General features: G+C 64.4%; 18 protein-coding genes. 9 read left to right on the forward strand and 9 right to left on the reverse strand.

Features of this window, described 5'->3' with window-relative positions:
* The first annotated feature begins 59 nt into the window (after positions 1 to 59).
* The 4 genes from pyrH (at position 60) to E1809_RS03555 (ending at position 3,006) form a co-directional block, all read left to right on the forward strand.
* On the forward strand, positions 60 to 797 hold the full coding sequence (pyrH, locus tag E1809_RS03540; RefSeq protein WP_133202849.1) for a UMP kinase: 738 nt from the start codon (positions 60 to 62) through the stop codon (positions 795 to 797).
* A 120-nt stretch (positions 798 to 917) separates the two neighbouring features.
* A complete protein-coding gene (gene frr, locus E1809_RS03545; protein WP_133202850.1) occupies positions 918 to 1,475 on the forward strand; it encodes a ribosome recycling factor in 558 nt (185 codons plus the stop codon).
* Positions 1,475 to 2,401: a phosphatidate cytidylyltransferase gene (locus E1809_RS03550; protein WP_133202851.1), complete on the forward strand. Its 927-nt coding sequence runs from the start codon at positions 1,475 to 1,477 to the stop codon at positions 2,399 to 2,401. The genes frr and E1809_RS03550 overlap by 1 nt, the downstream gene beginning before the upstream one ends.
* A gap of 26 nt (positions 2,402 to 2,427) precedes the next feature.
* Positions 2,428 to 3,006 carry a DivIVA domain-containing protein gene (locus E1809_RS03555; RefSeq protein ID WP_133202852.1) on the forward strand — a complete coding sequence of 193 codons (579 nt, stop codon included), beginning with the start codon at positions 2,428 to 2,430 and terminating at the stop codon, positions 3,004 to 3,006.
* Positions 3,007 to 3,015: 9 nt separating this feature from the next.
* On the opposite strand, the gene E1809_RS03560 is transcribed toward E1809_RS03555, so the two are convergent.
* The 4 genes from E1809_RS03560 to E1809_RS03575 are packed head-to-tail and all read right to left on the reverse strand — an operon-like array spanning position 3,016 to position 6,748.
* Positions 3,016 to 4,491: a sodium/solute symporter gene (locus E1809_RS03560; RefSeq protein ID WP_133202853.1), complete on the reverse strand. Its 1,476-nt coding sequence runs from the start codon at positions 4,489 to 4,491 to the stop codon at positions 3,016 to 3,018.
* The gene (locus E1809_RS03565) at positions 4,488 to 4,850 is read right to left on the reverse strand and encodes a DUF485 domain-containing protein (protein WP_133202854.1); all 363 of its coding nucleotides are present in this window, start codon (positions 4,848 to 4,850) and stop codon (positions 4,488 to 4,490) included. Before E1809_RS03565 ends, E1809_RS03560 begins: the two co-directional genes overlap by 4 nt.
* The gene (locus E1809_RS03570; protein ID WP_133202855.1) at positions 4,847 to 5,566 is read right to left on the reverse strand and encodes a LytR/AlgR family response regulator transcription factor; all 720 of its coding nucleotides are present in this window, start codon (positions 5,564 to 5,566) and stop codon (positions 4,847 to 4,849) included. The genes E1809_RS03565 and E1809_RS03570 overlap by 4 nt, the downstream gene beginning before the upstream one ends.
* Positions 5,567 to 5,581: 15 nt before the next feature.
* A complete protein-coding gene (locus E1809_RS03575) occupies positions 5,582 to 6,748 on the reverse strand; it encodes a sensor histidine kinase (protein ID WP_133202856.1) in 1,167 nt (388 codons plus the stop codon).
* A gap of 204 nt (positions 6,749 to 6,952) precedes the next feature.
* Between E1809_RS03575 and E1809_RS03580 the strand changes: the two genes are divergently transcribed.
* Positions 6,953 to 7,324, forward strand: coding sequence for a DUF485 domain-containing protein (locus E1809_RS03580; protein WP_133202857.1), 372 nt, complete (start codon positions 6,953 to 6,955; stop codon positions 7,322 to 7,324).
* Positions 7,321 to 8,937: a solute symporter family protein gene (locus tag E1809_RS03585; protein ID WP_133202858.1), complete on the forward strand. Its 1,617-nt coding sequence runs from the start codon at positions 7,321 to 7,323 to the stop codon at positions 8,935 to 8,937. The genes E1809_RS03580 and E1809_RS03585 overlap by 4 nt, the downstream gene beginning before the upstream one ends.
* Before the next feature lie 90 nt (positions 8,938 to 9,027).
* Here the strand turns inward: E1809_RS03585 and E1809_RS03590 are convergent, their stop codons facing one another.
* The 4 genes from E1809_RS03590 to E1809_RS03605 all read right to left on the reverse strand — a co-directional run bounded on the left by E1809_RS03590 (position 9,028) and on the right by E1809_RS03605 (position 11,558).
* Positions 9,028 to 9,627: a hypothetical protein gene (locus E1809_RS03590; RefSeq protein WP_133202859.1), complete on the reverse strand. Its 600-nt coding sequence runs from the start codon at positions 9,625 to 9,627 to the stop codon at positions 9,028 to 9,030.
* A 60-nt stretch (positions 9,628 to 9,687) separates the two neighbouring features.
* Complete coding sequence (locus E1809_RS03595) at positions 9,688 to 10,101, reverse strand: DUF4383 domain-containing protein (RefSeq protein ID WP_133202860.1); 414 nt, start codon at positions 10,099 to 10,101, stop codon at positions 9,688 to 9,690.
* Between the two features lie 122 nt (positions 10,102 to 10,223).
* Positions 10,224 to 10,925, reverse strand: coding sequence for a hypothetical protein (locus E1809_RS27290; protein WP_235835415.1), 702 nt, complete (start codon positions 10,923 to 10,925; stop codon positions 10,224 to 10,226).
* Between the two features lie 147 nt (positions 10,926 to 11,072).
* Positions 11,073 to 11,558: an Lrp/AsnC family transcriptional regulator gene (locus tag E1809_RS03605; RefSeq protein WP_133202861.1), complete on the reverse strand. Its 486-nt coding sequence runs from the start codon at positions 11,556 to 11,558 to the stop codon at positions 11,073 to 11,075.
* Positions 11,559 to 11,753: 195 nt separating this feature from the next.
* Between E1809_RS03605 and pdhA the strand changes: the two genes are divergently transcribed.
* Genes pdhA through E1809_RS03620 form a run of 3 tightly spaced genes read left to right on the forward strand, consistent with a single transcriptional unit; the run spans position 11,754 to position 15,312 of the window.
* The gene (gene pdhA, locus E1809_RS03610; RefSeq protein ID WP_133202862.1) at positions 11,754 to 12,920 is read left to right on the forward strand and encodes a pyruvate dehydrogenase (acetyl-transferring) E1 component subunit alpha; all 1,167 of its coding nucleotides are present in this window, start codon (positions 11,754 to 11,756) and stop codon (positions 12,918 to 12,920) included.
* Complete coding sequence (locus E1809_RS03615) at positions 12,920 to 13,930, forward strand: alpha-ketoacid dehydrogenase subunit beta (protein ID WP_133202863.1); 1,011 nt, start codon at positions 12,920 to 12,922, stop codon at positions 13,928 to 13,930. The genes pdhA and E1809_RS03615 overlap by 1 nt, the downstream gene beginning before the upstream one ends.
* Positions 13,927 to 15,312 (forward strand): dihydrolipoamide acetyltransferase family protein, encoded by a 1,386-nt coding sequence (locus tag E1809_RS03620; protein WP_133202864.1) that lies wholly within the window; start codon positions 13,927 to 13,929, stop codon positions 15,310 to 15,312. The genes E1809_RS03615 and E1809_RS03620 overlap by 4 nt, the downstream gene beginning before the upstream one ends.
* A gap of 8 nt (positions 15,313 to 15,320) precedes the next feature.
* Here the strand turns inward: E1809_RS03620 and E1809_RS03625 are convergent, their stop codons facing one another.
* Positions 15,321 to 15,977, reverse strand: a complete 657-nt coding sequence (locus E1809_RS03625) for an SACE_7040 family transcriptional regulator (RefSeq protein ID WP_133202865.1) — start codon at positions 15,975 to 15,977, stop codon at positions 15,321 to 15,323.
* Positions 15,978 to 16,054: the final 77 nt, after the last annotated feature.

A 16,054-nucleotide genomic window follows, 5' to 3' on the forward strand; every position in this document is an offset into this window, starting at 1 on the left:
CTTTATGCCCTGGCCCCCAGCAAGATAATCTAGCCAGAGTGAACCAACGGGAAGGCACCATGGAAACCGAGAACACTGCAATCCAGCCCGGGAAGACCCGCCGCCGCGTTCTGCTGAAGCTGTCCGGCGAGGTCATTGGCGGCGGTAAGCTCGGTGTCGATCCGGAAACCGTCCGCGCCATCTCCAAGCAGATCGCAGCAGCCGTTTCCGAAGTCGAGGTTGCGATCGTCGTCGGCGGTGGAAACTTCTTCCGCGGCGCCGAACTGTCACAGAGCGGCATGGACCGCTCGCGCGCCGACTACATGGGGATGCTTGGCACCGTGATGAACTGCCTGGCCCTGCAGGACTTCCTGGAGCAGGCAGGCGTCGAAACCCGCGTCCAGAGCGCAATCACAATGGGCCAGGTGGCCGAGGCCTACATTCCACGTCGGGCCATCCGGCACATGGAAAAGGGCCGCGTCGTCATTTTCGGCGCCGGCGCCGGCCTCCCGTACTTCTCGACCGACACGGTCGCCGCCCAGCGCGCGCTCGAAGTGCACGCCGACGTCGTCCTCATGGCGAAGAGCGGCGTGGACGGCGTTTACACCGCCGACCCCAAGAAGGACCCCGAGGCCCAGAAGCTCGAAACGCTCAGCTACGATGACGCCTTGCGCCGGGACATCAGGGTAATGGACCAGACGGCCATGACCATGTGCAAGGACAACGACTTGTCCATGGTGGTCTTCGGCATGGAGGGCGAAGGGAATGTCACCCGTGCCATCCTCGGCGAAAAGCTCGGCACCCTGGTCACTCCGTAGCGGGGAGTGACACCCGGGCAAGGACTAGGATATTTCTAGGACTCTTCCGCTCGAGAGGGCGGAATTCTATTGTGCATCGCGGCCCGCGGATCGGGTCGCGACTATTTCTGAGGAGAAACCGTGATCGAAGAAACCTTGCTCGAAGCCGGGGAAAAGATGGACAAGGCGATCGAGGTAGCCAAGGAGGATTTCGCCTCGATCCGTACCGGCCGTGCCAACCCCGGGCTCTACAACAAGGTCATGGTGGAGTACTACGGCACTCCCACACCGCTGCAGCAGCTGGCGTCCTTCGCGATTCCCGATGCCAAGACCATCTTGATCACCCCGTATGACAAGACGGCGTTGCGCGATATCGAGAAGGCCCTGAGCGACTCCGAAGTGGGCGCGAACCCGTCCAACGACGGCAACGTCATCCGGATCACCATCCCGGAGCTGACCCAGGAACGCCGCAAGGAATACGTCAAGATCGTCAAGGGCAAGGGTGAGGACGCGAAGGTCAGCATCCGCAGCATCCGGCGCAAGGCCAAGGACGCCCTGGACAAGCTCGTCAAGGACGGCGAAGCAGGCGAAGACGAAGGCGCCCGCGGCGAGAAGGAACTGGACGCGATCACCAAGGCCCACGTCGACGGCATCGATGAGCTCCTCAAGCGCAAGGAAGCCGAGCTGCTCGAAGTCTAATGAGCGAGCCTGAGCCGGCGCCCGCGCACGGGGCTCCCACACGCGCAAGGCGCCCACGACGAGGCAACCCGACGCCCAAGGCGGGCCGTAATCTTCCGGCTGCCATCGGCGTCGGGCTTGCCATGCTCTTCGCCATCCTCGGCGGGCTGCTCTTCCTGCCCTTGGGGTTCGTCGTCCTGACCACTGCGTTCGCCGTGATTGGGGTGTGGGAGCTCTTCCGTGCCCTCGACAGCCAGGGAACCCGGATGCCGATCATCCCCGTGTTGACGGGAACAGTCGCCATACCGTTCGCGGCCTATTTCGGTGGCCTGGAAAGCATGCTTTTCGCCATGGTGCTCAGCAGCACGGCCGTCCTGCTCTGGCGTTCGCTCGAAAGCGCCGCAGGCGCGCCGCGCAGCGTCTTCGCGGGAATCTTCACCCTCGCCTGGGTGCCTTTCCTGATCAGTTTCGCCATCGTGCCGCTGCATGCCAGCGGAGGGGCGACGACGGCGGGCCTTTGGCCGGACGGGCAGGTCCCGGGCGGCGCGTGGCAGATTGCCGTGATGCTGTTGCTGGTGGTGTCCAACGACACCTTCGGGTACCTCGTCGGTGCCCTGTTCGGCAAGCATCCCATGGCCCCCAAGATCAGTCCCAAGAAGTCCTGGGAGGGCTTTGGCGGTTCCGTCGCTGGCGCCATGGTCATCGGTATCCTCGCCAGCTTGTTCGTCCTGGACAAGCCGTGGTGGGTCGGCGTGGTGCTCGCGGTCGGCATGGTTGCTGCCGCGACTGCCGGCGACCTCGCGGAATCCATGGTCAAACGCGAACTAGGAGTCAAGGACATGAGCAGCATCCTGCCTGGCCACGGCGGCGTCATGGACCGGCTCGACTCGATCGTGTTCGCAGCTCCCACAGCATTCATTCTTTTCGCGCTGCTGAGCGGCGCCTGACAACATCCAGAAGGAAAACACCGTCAGTGGACATTCGTCGTCAAATCCCCGCAGCGTTCCAGCGCGTGGAGCGCAGCAAGTACGGCTACAACGCAAAGCAAGTGGACCAGTTCTTCCAGCGGGCCAGGGTGTCGTTCGAGAACAAGGCCGAGGCCTCGGAAAAGATCGGCAGCCAGGATGTTCGTGCAGTGTCCTTCGATCCGGTCAAGGGAGGCTACGACGCCTCGGTAGTCGATGCTGCCCTTGACCGCCTTGAGGACGCCTTCGCCCGCAGGGAACGGGACGACCTCATTGCGGCGGAAGGCGAAGACGCCTGGCTGCTGAAGATCGGCAAGCTTTCGGGTGTCTTGAGGGGCAGGCTGCACCGGCCCGACGGCGAACGGTTCCGCCGCCCGGAAAAGAAGCGCACCCGCGGGTACAACATCGCCGAGGTGGATGCCTTGTGCGCGTCGCTGATCGGCTACTTGGAAAACGACAAACCGCTAAGCGTCGACAACGTCCGCCGCGCGGCCTTCTCTGAAGCCAAGGGGCACGACAGCTACGAAGAGGCCCAAGTTGACGCCTTCCTGGACCGCGTTGTCGAGCTCATGGCGGCCATCGACTGACGGACTAAGTCAGCGCACCTGGCGCTCGGTGGCCACGGGCCGTTCAGGCACGTGCAGCCTGGTCATGAGGCGGGTGACGCTCCTTGGAACCCGGTGTTTCGTCGCCCGCGAGACCAACACCATGACGCCGAACGCCGCTGGCACGGTCCAGGCCGCGGGCTGGGCAAGCCATGCGGGGGCGAGGTCTGAACCCATGATCGTGCCCGCGCCCAGTGCACCGCCGCACAGGACGGCGCCGGTCACCATCCCTGCGATGGCCCCGGCGTCGCTCAGTCCGCGCCACCAGATGCCCAGGAGCAGGACCGGGCAGATCGTGGACGCGGTGAACGCGAAGACCAATCCCACGCTGCCGGCCAGCGCCGTCGAATCCGTCGTGAATGCGAACGCCAAGGGTACGACGGCGGCCACGAGGGCGGCTGCGCGGAACCCGCGGACACTCCCACCCAAGAGGTCCTGGCTGATGACGCCTGCAAGCGACACCACCAAGCCGGACGTCGTAGAGAGGAACGCGGCGAACGCTCCCGCCACCACCAGCGCGGAGAGCAGGTCACCGGGGATCCCGCCGAGCAGCTTCCCGGGGAGCAGGAGCACCAGCGCATCGGGCTGGCCGTTGCGTGCCAGCTCCGGGGCGAAGACGCGCCCAAGCAAGCCGGTCGCCGTCGGGAAGAGGTAGAAAACGGACAGCAGTCCCAGGACGATCAGCGTAGTTCGCCGTGCCGACTGGCCGTCCGGGTTGGTGTAGAACCGAACCAGGACGTGGGGGAGTCCGAGCGTGCCGAAGAGGAGCGCCACCAGGAGCGAGACGGTTTGGTACAGTCCGGCCGGCGGAAGGCTGGTCGGATTGCTGGCGGCCTCCGCCAGGGAAAGCGTTCCGGCGTCCGCTTGATGCAGGAGCAGGAACACCACCGGAACCGCCAGGGCCGTGAGCTTGAGCCAGTATTGGAACGCCTGGACGAAGGTGATGGAGCGCATTCCGCCGGCCACCACGGTCAGGCACACCACCACGACGACGGCCGTGGAGCCAACCCAGGACGGCAGGCCCGTGCTGATGCGGATGGCGAGCCCGGCGCCGTGGAGTTGCGGAACGATATAGAGCCAACCGACAGCTACCACCACGAGGCTCGTGACGCGGCGGACGGCTTTGGACTCGAGCCTGGCCTCGGTGAAGTCCGGGATCGTATAGGCGCCGGAGCGGCGCAGCGGAGCGGCCACGAACAGCAGGAGCATCAGGTACCCGGCGGTGTAGCCCACCGGGAACCACAGCGCGTCCGTTCCGGTGAGCAGGATGAGCCCGGCAACGCCCAGGAAGCTTGCGGCGGAAAGGTATTCGCCGCCGATCGCCGAGGCATTCCACCAGGGCCGCACAGTGCGGGACGCTACATAAAAGTCGCTCGTAGTACGGGAAATGCGAAGTCCGTAGAAGCCGATGGCCGCCGTCGCAAGTACCACGCCCAGGAAGGCGGTGAGGCCGACCGCCGGATTCACCTGTCCTCCACGAGGTCGCGGTAGCGGGCTTCGTTTCGCGCCGCGGCGCGGTTGTACAGCCACGCGCTGAGACCGATCACCGGGTACAGCGCAGCGCCGAGGATGATCCAGTTGACCGGGACACCAAGAATCCGCATTTGCGCCAAGTCGGGGACAAGCGCCACCATCAGGCCATAAGCGGCGATCACCAGCAGGAATCCCGATGCCACCACAACAGCGAGACGAAGCTGCGAACGGATCAGTGACCGGACAAACACCTGGCCGACATCCGATTCTTCGGCGGCTTCACGCGAAGTGTAGGGTCGCTTCGGCGCTGGCCTGGCGGCGGATTGGGGTGCGGTGACCCGGACGCGGGTCATCCCTGCGGCCGGATCCGGGTGGCCTGGAGCTTGTCTCGCACGGAGGGCAGGTGCCTGCGGCTGATGGGCAGTTCGGCCCCGGCAACCGTAACGCTTGGCCGGGCCGCGGCGAGTTTCATGTGCCCGACGTGGTTGAGGGACATCAGGTAGGAGCGGTGGATCCTGATGAACCCGGCGTCCGCCCACTGCTGTTCGAGGTCGCTGAGCGGGACCCGGATCAAGTAGCTGGCTTCCGCGGTGTGGAGCCGGGCGTAGTCTCCTTGGGCCTGGACGTAACTGACGTCGTCCCTGCGGATCATCCGTGTGGTTCCGCCCTGGTCCACCGTGATCATCTCCGGAACCTTGCTTCTGTCCTTCATGAGTTCGCAGATGCGGCTGACGGACCGCGTCAGGCGCTCGGTGCGCACGGGCTTGAGCAGGTAGTCGACGGCGGCCAGTTCGAACGCTTCCAGCGCGCAGTCTTCGTCGGCGGTGACGAAGACGACGGCGGGTGGCCGGGTACTGTGCGAAATGGCGCGGGCGATGTCCAAGCCGGAGACGGCGGGCATGTGGATGTCGAGGAAAACCGCATCCACGGATTCGGCGTCGATGGTCCTGAGCGCTTCGGCTCCCGAGACGGCGCGGTGGATCGTGCCGATTCGCTCGTCACGCCTCAGCAGGAAGGCGAGCTCTTCAACGGCGGGGAGCTCGTCGTCGGCGACGAGTACGTTGATCATGCTTATAGATTAGCTTCAGGCGTCATGGCGCGGTTGGGACTTGGGTACGCGCATCGTGATCAGCATGCCTTCGCCCCGTGCTGTTTCGATGACCAGGCCGTGGTCGTCGCCATAGACCTGCCGGAGCCTGGCATCGACGTTCCGCAAGCCCACATGCTCAGCGTCCGAATACCCGGCCAGGACGGCCCGCAAGTGCTCCGGATCGATGCCCACGCCGTCGTCCTCGATGGTGACCTCCGCGAAGGCGCCCGAGTCGTTGGCGCAAATGGTGATGTGGCCGGGGCCCTCCTTCGCTTCCAGCCCGTGGCGCACGGCGTTTTCCACGAGAGGCTGCAAGCTGAGGAAGGGAATCACGGTGCTCAGCACTTCGGGCGCGATTCTTAGGCTAAGCTGCAGCCGCTCGCCGAAACGGGCCTTCTCCAGGAGCAGGTAGCGGTCAATGCTGCGAAGTTCCTCGGCCAAGGTGGTGAAATCGCCATGGCGTCGGAACGAGTACCGCGTGAAGTCGGCAAACTCCACCACCAGCTCACGGGCCCTCTCGGGATCGGTATTGATGAAGGAAGCGATCGCGTTGAGGGAGTTGTAGATGAAATGCGGACTGATCTGCGCCCGCAGCGCCCTGACCTCGGCTTCGATGAGGAGGGTTCGCGAAGCATCGAGTTCGGCGAGTTCCACCTGAACCGCCACCCAGTCCGCGAGCTCGCTGGTCGCGCGGACCAGCCCGGCTCCGGCTTGGGGAGCGAAGGCCGCAACGGCGCCCACCACCCGGTTGCCGGCCCGGATCGGCGCGACGACGGCACTGAGTTCGCGGGATGCGGAAACCACCGCTGTCCGCCCGTCGTTGAGGACCCCCGCGGCGAGGTCCATGAGCGAAGGCTTCAGTTCCTCGGCGGCGCCGTCCCATGCCAGTACCGATTCGGCGTCGGTGATTGCCAGGGCGTCGCATCGGAGCATGGAGCGCAGTTGCTTGCTCGCCTTCGCGGCTCCCGCCGCGTGCAGCCCGGTCCGCAAATGCTGTCCAGCGCGCGACGCCGCGTGGAGGGTCTGGTAGGTGGCCCGCTCGGCATCGGTGCCCAACTCCCGGAAGGAGCGGATTACCTTGAGTCCCACCCCGACGACGACGGCCACGGCGAGGACGATGACCGCAATGGCGGCCGCGGTGACGAGCGGGGAATCCGGCATGGAGCAAGAGTAGCGAATCCGTGTCCGGCAGCCGCAGCGGAGCGGTGCCTTTCGGAGTGTGCCGTTCGGCGCAACAACATGTCCGTTGGGCGACGCCCGGTGCAGGAGGTCTGGAAGTGCCCGGCCGGCCCGGTCGATAGTGATGTCAGTCACACTGGGCCGGAGCGTGCGGCTGATGTGGACGTTCACCACCAGGAGGAAACCATGGGTAACGAAGCCCCAACACCGGACACGGCGTCCGTCGATTTCCAGGAAGTCCAGCAAAGCCCGCAGTTCCACGAGCTCCGCAGGCGTCACCGCAGTTTCGTCTTCCCCATGGCCATCGCGTTCCTGCTGTGGTACTTCGCCTATGTCCTCCTGGCCGACTACGCGGTGGGCTTCATGTCCACCAAGCTGTGGGGAAACATCAACATCGGCCTGGTCCTTGGCCTGCTGCAATTCGTGACGACATTCGGGATCACTGCTTGGTACGTCAGCTACTCCAACCGCAAGCTCGACCCCGTTGCCGAAGAGATCCGGCACGGCATCGAAGGCCATGAATTCGACAAGGACGCCGTGAAGGGACTCGCACAATGAAAACGATGGTCCCCACGGTCGAAGTCTCCGCACTCAAGGACACCACGATGCTGAACATGGGCATTTTCGCGTTGTTCGTCCTGGTCACCATGGTCATCGTGTTCCGGGCCAGCCGAAACAACAAAACCGCCGCAGACTACTACGCGGCGGGCCGCTCCTTCACCGGCTCCCAAAACGGAACAGCCATCGCCGGCGACTACCTCTCGGCGGCTTCCTTCCTCGGGATCACGGGAGCGATCGCCGTCAATGGCTACGACGGGTTCCTGTACTCCATCGGCTTCCTCGTCGCGTGGCTCGTGGCGCTGCTCCTCGTGGCGGAACTGTTGCGGAACACAGGGAAGTTCACCATGGCGGACGTGCTGTCCTTCCGGCTCCGGCAACGCCCCGTCCGCATTGCCGCAGCCCTTTCCACCCTCGCCGTTTGTTTCTTCTACCTGCTGGCTCAAATGGCCGGCGCAGGAAGCTTGATCTCCTTGCTCCTCGGCATCAGCGATTGGGGCGGCCAAGCACTGGTCATTGTCGTCGTCGGCGCCCTCATGATCATGTACGTGCTGATCGGCGGAATGAAGGGGACCACCTGGGTCCAGATCATCAAGGCAGTCCTGCTCATCTGCGGTGCGGCCGTCATGACCTTGTGGGTCCTCTCCATCTACGGCTTCAACCTCTCGAACCTCCTCGGTTCCGCCGCGGACGCCGCAAAGAACCCCAATGTCCTGAACCCGGGCCTGCAGTACGGTAAAACCGGGACCTCGAAGCTTGACTTCCTGTCCCTCGGCCTGGCCCTTGTCCTCGGTACGGCCGCCCTGCCGCACGTCTTGATGCGTTTCTACACCGTGCCCACCGCCAAGGAAGCCCGCAAGTCCGTGGTCTGGTCCATCTGGTTGATCGGCTTGTTCTACTTGTTCACGCTGGTCCTCGGGTATGGTGCCGCTGCGCTGGTCGGGGCCGACACCATCAAGTCCGCCCCCGGCGGAGTCAACTCCGCCGCTCCGCTCCTCGCGTTCCACCTGGGCGGGCCGTTGCTCCTGGGCTTCATCTCCGCCGTCGCGTTCGCAACCATCCTTGCCGTTGTCGCGGGCCTGACCATCACGGCGGCAGCGTCCTTCGCGCACGACATCTATGCGAACGTCATCTCCAAGGGCAAGGCCGACCCCGCGTCCGAAGTCAAAGTGGCCCGGCGGACAGTTGTGGTCATCGGTATCCTGGCCATCCTCGGCGGCATCTTCGCCAACGGCCAGAATGTCGCCTTCCTCGTCGCCCTCGCCTTCGCAGTAGCGGCGTCAGCCAACCTGCCGACCATCATCTACTCCCTGTTCTGGAAGAAGTTCACCACCCAGGGAGCCGTCTGGAGCATGTACGGAGGGCTGGCCGCCGCAATCGTCCTGATCGCCCTTTCGCCAGTGGTTTCCGGTGCGAAGACGTCCATGATCCCGGGCGCGAACTTCGCAGTTTTCCCGCTGAGCAATCCCGGGATCGTGTCCATTCCGCTCGCGTTCCTGCTCGGTTGGCTTGGCACCGTGTTGGACAAGCGGCGTGAGGACGCGGCCAAGCAAGCGGAAATGGAGGTTCGTTCGCTGACCGGTATCGGAGCCGAGAAGGCAGTGAACCACTAGGGTCCCTGTTGGTCCCGCCAATAACAGCGTCCGTCCCGCCGCTCTTCAACGCGACGGGACGGACGCTGTCCTTTGTATGGATGGGCAGTTTCAGTGATGGTGCCCCGTGGGCAAGGAATGCTCCTGGTGCGGGACGGCGTGCTGGCCGGCGACGGAAGCCGCGAGCCCCGGCGTCGTAATCGCAGCGACCACGACGGCGGCCGCGAAAGCCGCCGCTACCAGCAACCCGGGGTGCGGGGGAACCGCCATTCTGGCGCCCGGCCGGGCGCTGGTTTCCTCGCCGTCGGGGTACCTCCGGGCAATCCAGGCGGACGACCCCAACGTCATGAGGACCAGGAAAAGAGCGGCCAGGTGGCCGCCGTCGAGCACTTGTTGGGAAATACCAACAGTGAGGGCGGCAACGTGGAACACCACTGCCACTGCCAGCGCTCTGGCGGTCAACCGACGGAACCTGAGCCGGCCGCGCTGCAAGCTTGCCACCGAGACCGAGAGCAACGCCAACCCCCACACCGCCACAACGAAACCCGGCAACATGAGGGGTCCGCGGGGCAGAATGTAGCTTGAAGCGATGGAAAGCTCCACGAGCCCGGCACCCATTCCCGCGAAGCATGAAAACAAGGTGACGGATGCCCCGGCAGTCGGCCCTACGGACGACGGTGTTGGTACTGTTCGCGCTGTTTGTGCTGTCACGGTCGGCTCCTTCCGGATCCGTTGCTCTGCGGTTCCTGAACCGCGTTTTCCCGGATGGTCCTAGGCGTGGGCCCTGGCGTGGCCGGCCGGGACCTTGTCCTGAGAGAGTCCCACGCCCAGCAGTACAACAGCGCTCGCGAGGTGCAGGACATTGTCTGCTCCGTTAAGGGCAATGATATTCAGTGCGGAACCAACGAGGAACAGCCCGAGGATACCTACCAGGAGGTAGACGGCGCCGACGGTTGAATTGACGGCCTTGGAGAGGGTTGCGTTGTTCAGTCCGGCGTAGAGCAATGCCGCGCCGACCGCCAGGTGAATGATGTTGTGCAAGGGGTTGACCGCAAAGATGATCAGGTTGGCACCGTCGGTGGCGAAGAATCCGATCCCCGAGGTGACAAAGAATCCAAGGACACCCACGAGCAGGAAGACGGCTCCAAAGATGGTGGCGATCAGGCGGTTGGGTGAAGTGCGCATGGTCCAAACCTTCCGGTATGGCCGGAGTCTCCGGCCTTTGGTCGAGTCCCGGGTGGGGCTCTCAACCAGCGGTTCGGAACACCCGGCCAAGTGGATGGGTGGACTGGGGAAACTTTTTTGCGTCAGCCTTCGGGCCGGAGGCGGATCGCATCCATCTTGGGGTCGTTGCCTTCAAAGTTGTATTGCAGATCGATGGTCTTACTTTGGCATTGCAACGTGCCCACGACCTCTGCGGTGTTGGTCCCGTTTACCGTACTGACGTTCACGGAGTCATAGTGCGGCTTGCACGTGCTGTCGAGGCCCAGGCCCGCAACACCGCTCTCGAATTCGTCTTTCGTCAGGTTTTGGGCCAGGTCCGGGTGCATGTATTGGTCGTATGCTTGCCCGCTCTGGCCGTTCACGATCAGGCGCGTGAAATCATCGGAGGCGGCCCGCGCTTTGTTCGTGGCGCTTCCCACCACGTTGAACAGCACGACTGCCCCCACTATGACCAAGATGAGGAAGGCGCCTGCGACGCCGAGGATGATCCAGAGAAGCCTGCGGTTCTTGGGCCGCGGCGGCGGAGGGCCGTACGGGCCCGGGTATTGCCCGTACTGGACTGGCGGGTACTGTCCGGATCCGTATTGAGTTGGAGGGTACTGACCTGGCCCGCCGTATTGTCCCGGTTGGTATTGGCCGGGAGCGGAATATTGTCCGGACGGCGGGAACTGGGTTGGCGGGCCGTAGGGTTGGGCTGGGCTGTGCTGGTGGGGACCAGCGCCCGACGCCGGTTGGCCGGCGTCGGGGTCATCGTTCGGCTGCGGCGGCACGTGCGGGGTGCTCATGGCAATTCCCCTTCCCGGCGGCCAGGCGTGTGCCGCCAACCGGACGGAAGCCGCCTCCCGGCCCCCATGGCGTCCACCTGCATCAAATCGTACAAAGTTGCTCAGGGCAAGGGCCGGGCCGGGCTGTACCGGGAGCGCCGGTGGAACTTACGTGGCGCGGGGCGCCTTCTGGCTGGTGCGGTTCAAGAGTGGCTGCACCCGGAAGGGGATCAGTTCGCCCATGGACATGGCGGTATCCGTGCGTTCGACGCCGTCGCACGCCAGGATCTTGCCGTTGATGCGGAACAGGTCCTCGGCGTCGAGCGCTACCACCCGCAAGAGGAGGTCGGCTGATCCGGTCAGCCCGTACCCCTCGAGGATTTCCGGGATTTCGGCGAGTTCCACGGTCAGTTGTGCGAGCTTTTGCTGCTGGACGTGGATCGAAATGAAGGCCATGAGCGGATAGCCGAGAGCCGCGGGATTGATGCGTCGTTCGAACGAGAGGAAGGCGTGCTTCTTCTCCAATTGGGCCAGGCGGGCCTGCACGGTATTCCGGGACAATCCCAGCTTCTGGGCGAGGGCCACTACGGTGCCGCGGGGGTCCTTGGCCATGGCCGACAGCAGCCGGGTATCAGTGCCATCCAAAGCTTGCATAATGCGCAACGGTAGCACGGTCCAGGACGCTCAAATAGGGCATTATGCGCAGAATTTCCAGTAGCGGTTGTACCCAATGAGCATTGTGAGTAGGGTCACAATTAATCCGGGCGACGACGCCGGGATGCTGGCACGCGAGTGGACCACAAGTCCTTCCGCAAGCCTGCGAGCACGAGCTGAAAGGTGCGATCAACGGTGTTGACGGACAAGGCCGGCAAGGACGCCTACGAGGCTTCGACAACCGGAATCAGTGCAGAAAATCCGCGTCGGACCGGCGGGAACCTGGTCCAATTGATCTCCGCCAAGGGGGAGCGCATCAGCCACCCGGAGTTCGATCTTTGGGTCAGCGACGTCACCGACGAGCAGTTGTGCTCGCTGTATGAGGACATGACGGTCATCCGGCGCATCGACGCCGAGAGTACGGCACTGCAGCGTCAGGGAGAGCTGGCCTTGTGGCCGCCGCTCCTCGGCCAGGAAGCATCCCAGATCGGCTCGGCCCGGGCCCTCCGCGACGATGACTTCGTCTTCCCCAGCTACCGCGATAACGGCGTGGCCTATTGCCGTGGCGTGGACCCGCTGGACATGGTGCGGGCCTGGCGCGGCAATGCGTCCTTCGGTTGGGACCCGTACCGCTACAACATCGCCACCCAACAGATCATGATTGGATCGCAAACCCTGCATGCCACCGGATATGCCATGGGTATCCAGAACGACGGAGCGGACTCGGCGGCGGTTGCCTATTTCGGTGACGGCGCCACGAGCGAGGGCGATGTCAACGAGGCCATGGTGTTCGCGGCCAGCTTCCAGGCGCCGGTGGTCTTCATCTGCCAAAACAACCATTGGGCTATCTCAGAGCCGGTCCGGCTACAGTCCCACATCCAGATCGCCGACCGTGCCCTGGGCTTCGGCATCCCCAGTATCCGCGTGGACGGGAACGATGTCCTGGCCGTCATGGCAGTCACCCGGATCGCCCTTGACCGGGCGCGCAAAGGCGGTGGTCCCACCTTCATCGAAGCGGTCACCTACCGTATGGGACCGCATACGACGGCGGACGACCCCACCCGGTACCGCGATGCCAACGAACTCGAGGATTGGCGCGCGAAAGACCCGATCGCAAGGCTCAAGACGTTGCTCCTGACGAAGGGCCTCCTGACGGACGAGGCTGAAGCGAGGGTGCGGGCGAAAGCGGACGAGGTCGCCAACAAGCTGCGCTCGGGCTGCGTCAATATGCCCGATCCCGCGCCCTTGGACCTTTTCAACCACGTCTACAGCACGCCCAACTCGTGGATCGAACGGCAGAAAGACCATTACTCCCGCTACCTCGAAAGCTTCAGTGGATCAACCCAGGAAGGTGCACTCTGATGAGCAAGCTGACCTTCGCCCGCGCCATCAACGCCGGCCTGCGCAAAGCCCTCGACAGCGATCCCAAAGTAGTCCTCATGGGTGAGGACATCGGCACGCTCGGTGGTGTCTTCCGCGTGACCGACGGACTGCAGAAGGACTTCGGCAAGCACCGCGTGGTAGACACCCCACTGGCCGAATCGGGCATCCTCGGGACCGCCGTCGGGCTCGCATACCGTGGCTACCGTCCCGTATGCGAAATCCAGTTCGACGGGTTCATCTACCCGGCGTTCGACCAGATTGTCAGCCAAGTGGCCAAGATGCACTACCGCACTCAAGGGCGCGTGAAGATGCCCATCACCATTCGCGTGCCGTTCGGCGGCGGCATCGGTTCTCCCGAGCACCACTCGGAGTCACCGGAAGCGTACTTCACCCACACTTCGGGGCTGCGCGTCATCAGCGTTTCCAACCCCCAGGATGCCTATACGCTGATCCAGCAGGCCATCGCTTCTGACGATCCCGTGCTGTATTTCGAACCCAAGCGCCGCTACCACGACAAGGGCGATGTCGATGAGGCCGCGGACCTGTCCACCGCATTGTCCATGGAGAAGGCCCGGGTGGTCACCCAGGGCAGCGATGTCACGCTGGTCACCTACGGTCCACTCGTGAAAACGGCAAGCGATGCCGCCCTGGCGGCCTCCGACGAGGGCATTTCGGTGGAAGTGATCGACCTCCGTTCGCTCGCGCCGATCGACTTCCCTGTGGTGGAAGCGTCCGTCCGCAAGACCGGCCGCCTGGTGATCACCCACGAAGCAGCCCAATCCGGAGGGCTCGGCGCCGAAATCGCAGCCAGCATCACCGAGCGTTGCTTCAACTACCTTGAATCCGCCCCGGTCCGGATCACCGGGTTCGACATCCCGTACCCGTACTCAAAGCTTGAAATGCACCATTTACCGGACCTCGACAGGATCCTGGACGGCGTGGACCGCTCGCTGGGCCGCCGCAACTCGTTGAGCGGGCTGGAAGGATGACGGCCACGATGATCAAGGAATTCAGGCTGCCGGACCTCGGCGAGGGGCTGACCGAGTCGGAAATCCTCAGTTGGAAAGTAGCCGTGGGGGACACCGTGGCCCTCAACCAGGTGATCGCGGAAGTCGAAACGGCCAAGGCTGTGGTTGAATTGCCTTCGCCCTTCGCCGGAACGGTCGCGGCCCTCCATGAAGAGGCTGGTGCCGTAGTGGAGGTCGGCAAGCCGATCGTCTCGTTCGAGGTCGACGACGTCGGCGCTGAGGGTTCAACCGCTGCCGGTTCCGGTTCGGAAGCTTCCACCTCGAACGGCGCCGCCGCGGCTGTTCCTCCGGTGACCCCGGCCAAACGGGAGGCCAACCTCGTAGGCTATGGCGCCGTCGTCGAAGAATCCGGGCACCCGGTGCGACGCCATCGCACCTTCGACTCGGTGCCCGAGCGGGAGGCTGTCCAAACACCTGTGCAGCAACCAGTCCAGCAGCCCGCGCCGCAAACCATCCAGGAACCGGAGCAGGAACGTCCGCGCTCGACTCCGCCAGTCCGTAAGCTGGCGCGGGACCTTGGGATCGATCTCCAGTTGGTCAAGGGCACCGGACCGGCAGGGCTTATCACCCGATCCGACGTCCAGGGCTTCGCCGCCGGATCGCACGAGCAAACGGAGGCGCGGGCTGCCGCGGTTCCCGGTGGGCGTGAGACCCGGACGCCGATCAAGGGTGTCCGGAAGTTCACTGCCGCGGCCATGGTGCAAAGCGCCTTCACGGCACCGCACGTGACCGAATTCCTGACCGTCGACGTCACGCCAACCATGGAGCTTTTGGAACGGCTCAAGTCGAGCAAGGCATTCGCGGGCTACAAACTGACGCCGTTGACCATCGCGGCCAAGGCGGTGTTGATTGCGCTGCGCCGGAACCCGACCCTCAACTCCCGTTGGGACGAGGCATCGCAGGAGATAGTGCAGTTCAACTACGTCAACCTGGGAATCGCCGCGGCAACGCCACGAGGGCTGACCGTTCCAAACATCAAGGACGCGGACGGCATGACGCTCCTGGAGTTGTCGGCCGCCCTGTCCGAGCTCACGGATACGGCCCGATCCGGAAAGACCTCGCCGTCGGACCTGTCGGGCGGGACAATCTCCATCACGAACATCGGAATCTTCGGTATCGACGCCGGCACCCCCATCCTGAATCCCGGGGAAGCCGCGATCATTGCCCTCGGTGCCGTTCGTAAGGCCCCTTGGGTACACAACGACGAACTCGCCGTGCGGCAAGTGATGTCGCTCAGCCTGTCCTTCGACCATAGGCTCGTGGACGGCGAGCAGGGTTCGAAGTTCCTGGCCGAACTGGGGGCTATCCTGGCTGACCCCGCGATGGTCATCACGATGGTCTAGCCCCTTGGCTACTCCACCATCAGCGCAGCCAAGGCCATGCGCTCAAGGATGGGCCGGGCGCTCTTGGCTGCCATGCGGCGCCCATGGTGCCGCACGGAATGGGGAGTCGAGTTGATGAGGCCGAAAGCGGCGTGTGCCCGCACCCGCAGTTCGCTTGGATCCGTGTGGGGATGCACGTCGCCGAGCACCTCGACCCAGAGCTCGACATAATTTCGCTGGAGGGCGCGGACTTCGGCCTGGTCGGCCTCGCCAAGGTTGCTGAAATCCCGGTCCTGGACGCGGATGACGTCGGGGTTGCTCAGGGCGAAGTCGACGTGGAACTCCACCAACCCGCGAAGGGCCGCTTCTGCTTCCGGCGCATCGGACACCACGCCGCGTCCGCCGTCGAGCAGGTTGCGGCTCACGCTCAGCAGGAGCTCGGCGAGCACCGCCTGTTTCCCGGGAAAATGCCGGTACACCGCAGGCCCACTGACTCCCGCGGCGGCGCCCAGGTCCTCCAGCGAGACGCGGTTGAAGCCATCGGCCGCGAAGAGGCCGGCGGCGGCAGCCAGAAGTGCCTTTCGCCGTGTCTCCTTGGCCTGGCTGCGCTGGGTCTGGACGTGATTGTCCTGCTTGGTGCCATCCTTGGCGGGGGTGTCCTTTGGGCTCCGCTGGAACGTGACCACGATTCCTCCTTGTTGCACGCGATCCGCTGTGAGCTCAAGGCCGGGGCGCCGCCGGGGATGCGCCAAGGTGATGGACA

Origin of the sequence: Arthrobacter terricola, from assembly GCF_004354015.1 — a bacterium.
GTDB lineage: Bacteria > Actinomycetota > Actinomycetes > Actinomycetales > Micrococcaceae > Arthrobacter > Arthrobacter terricola.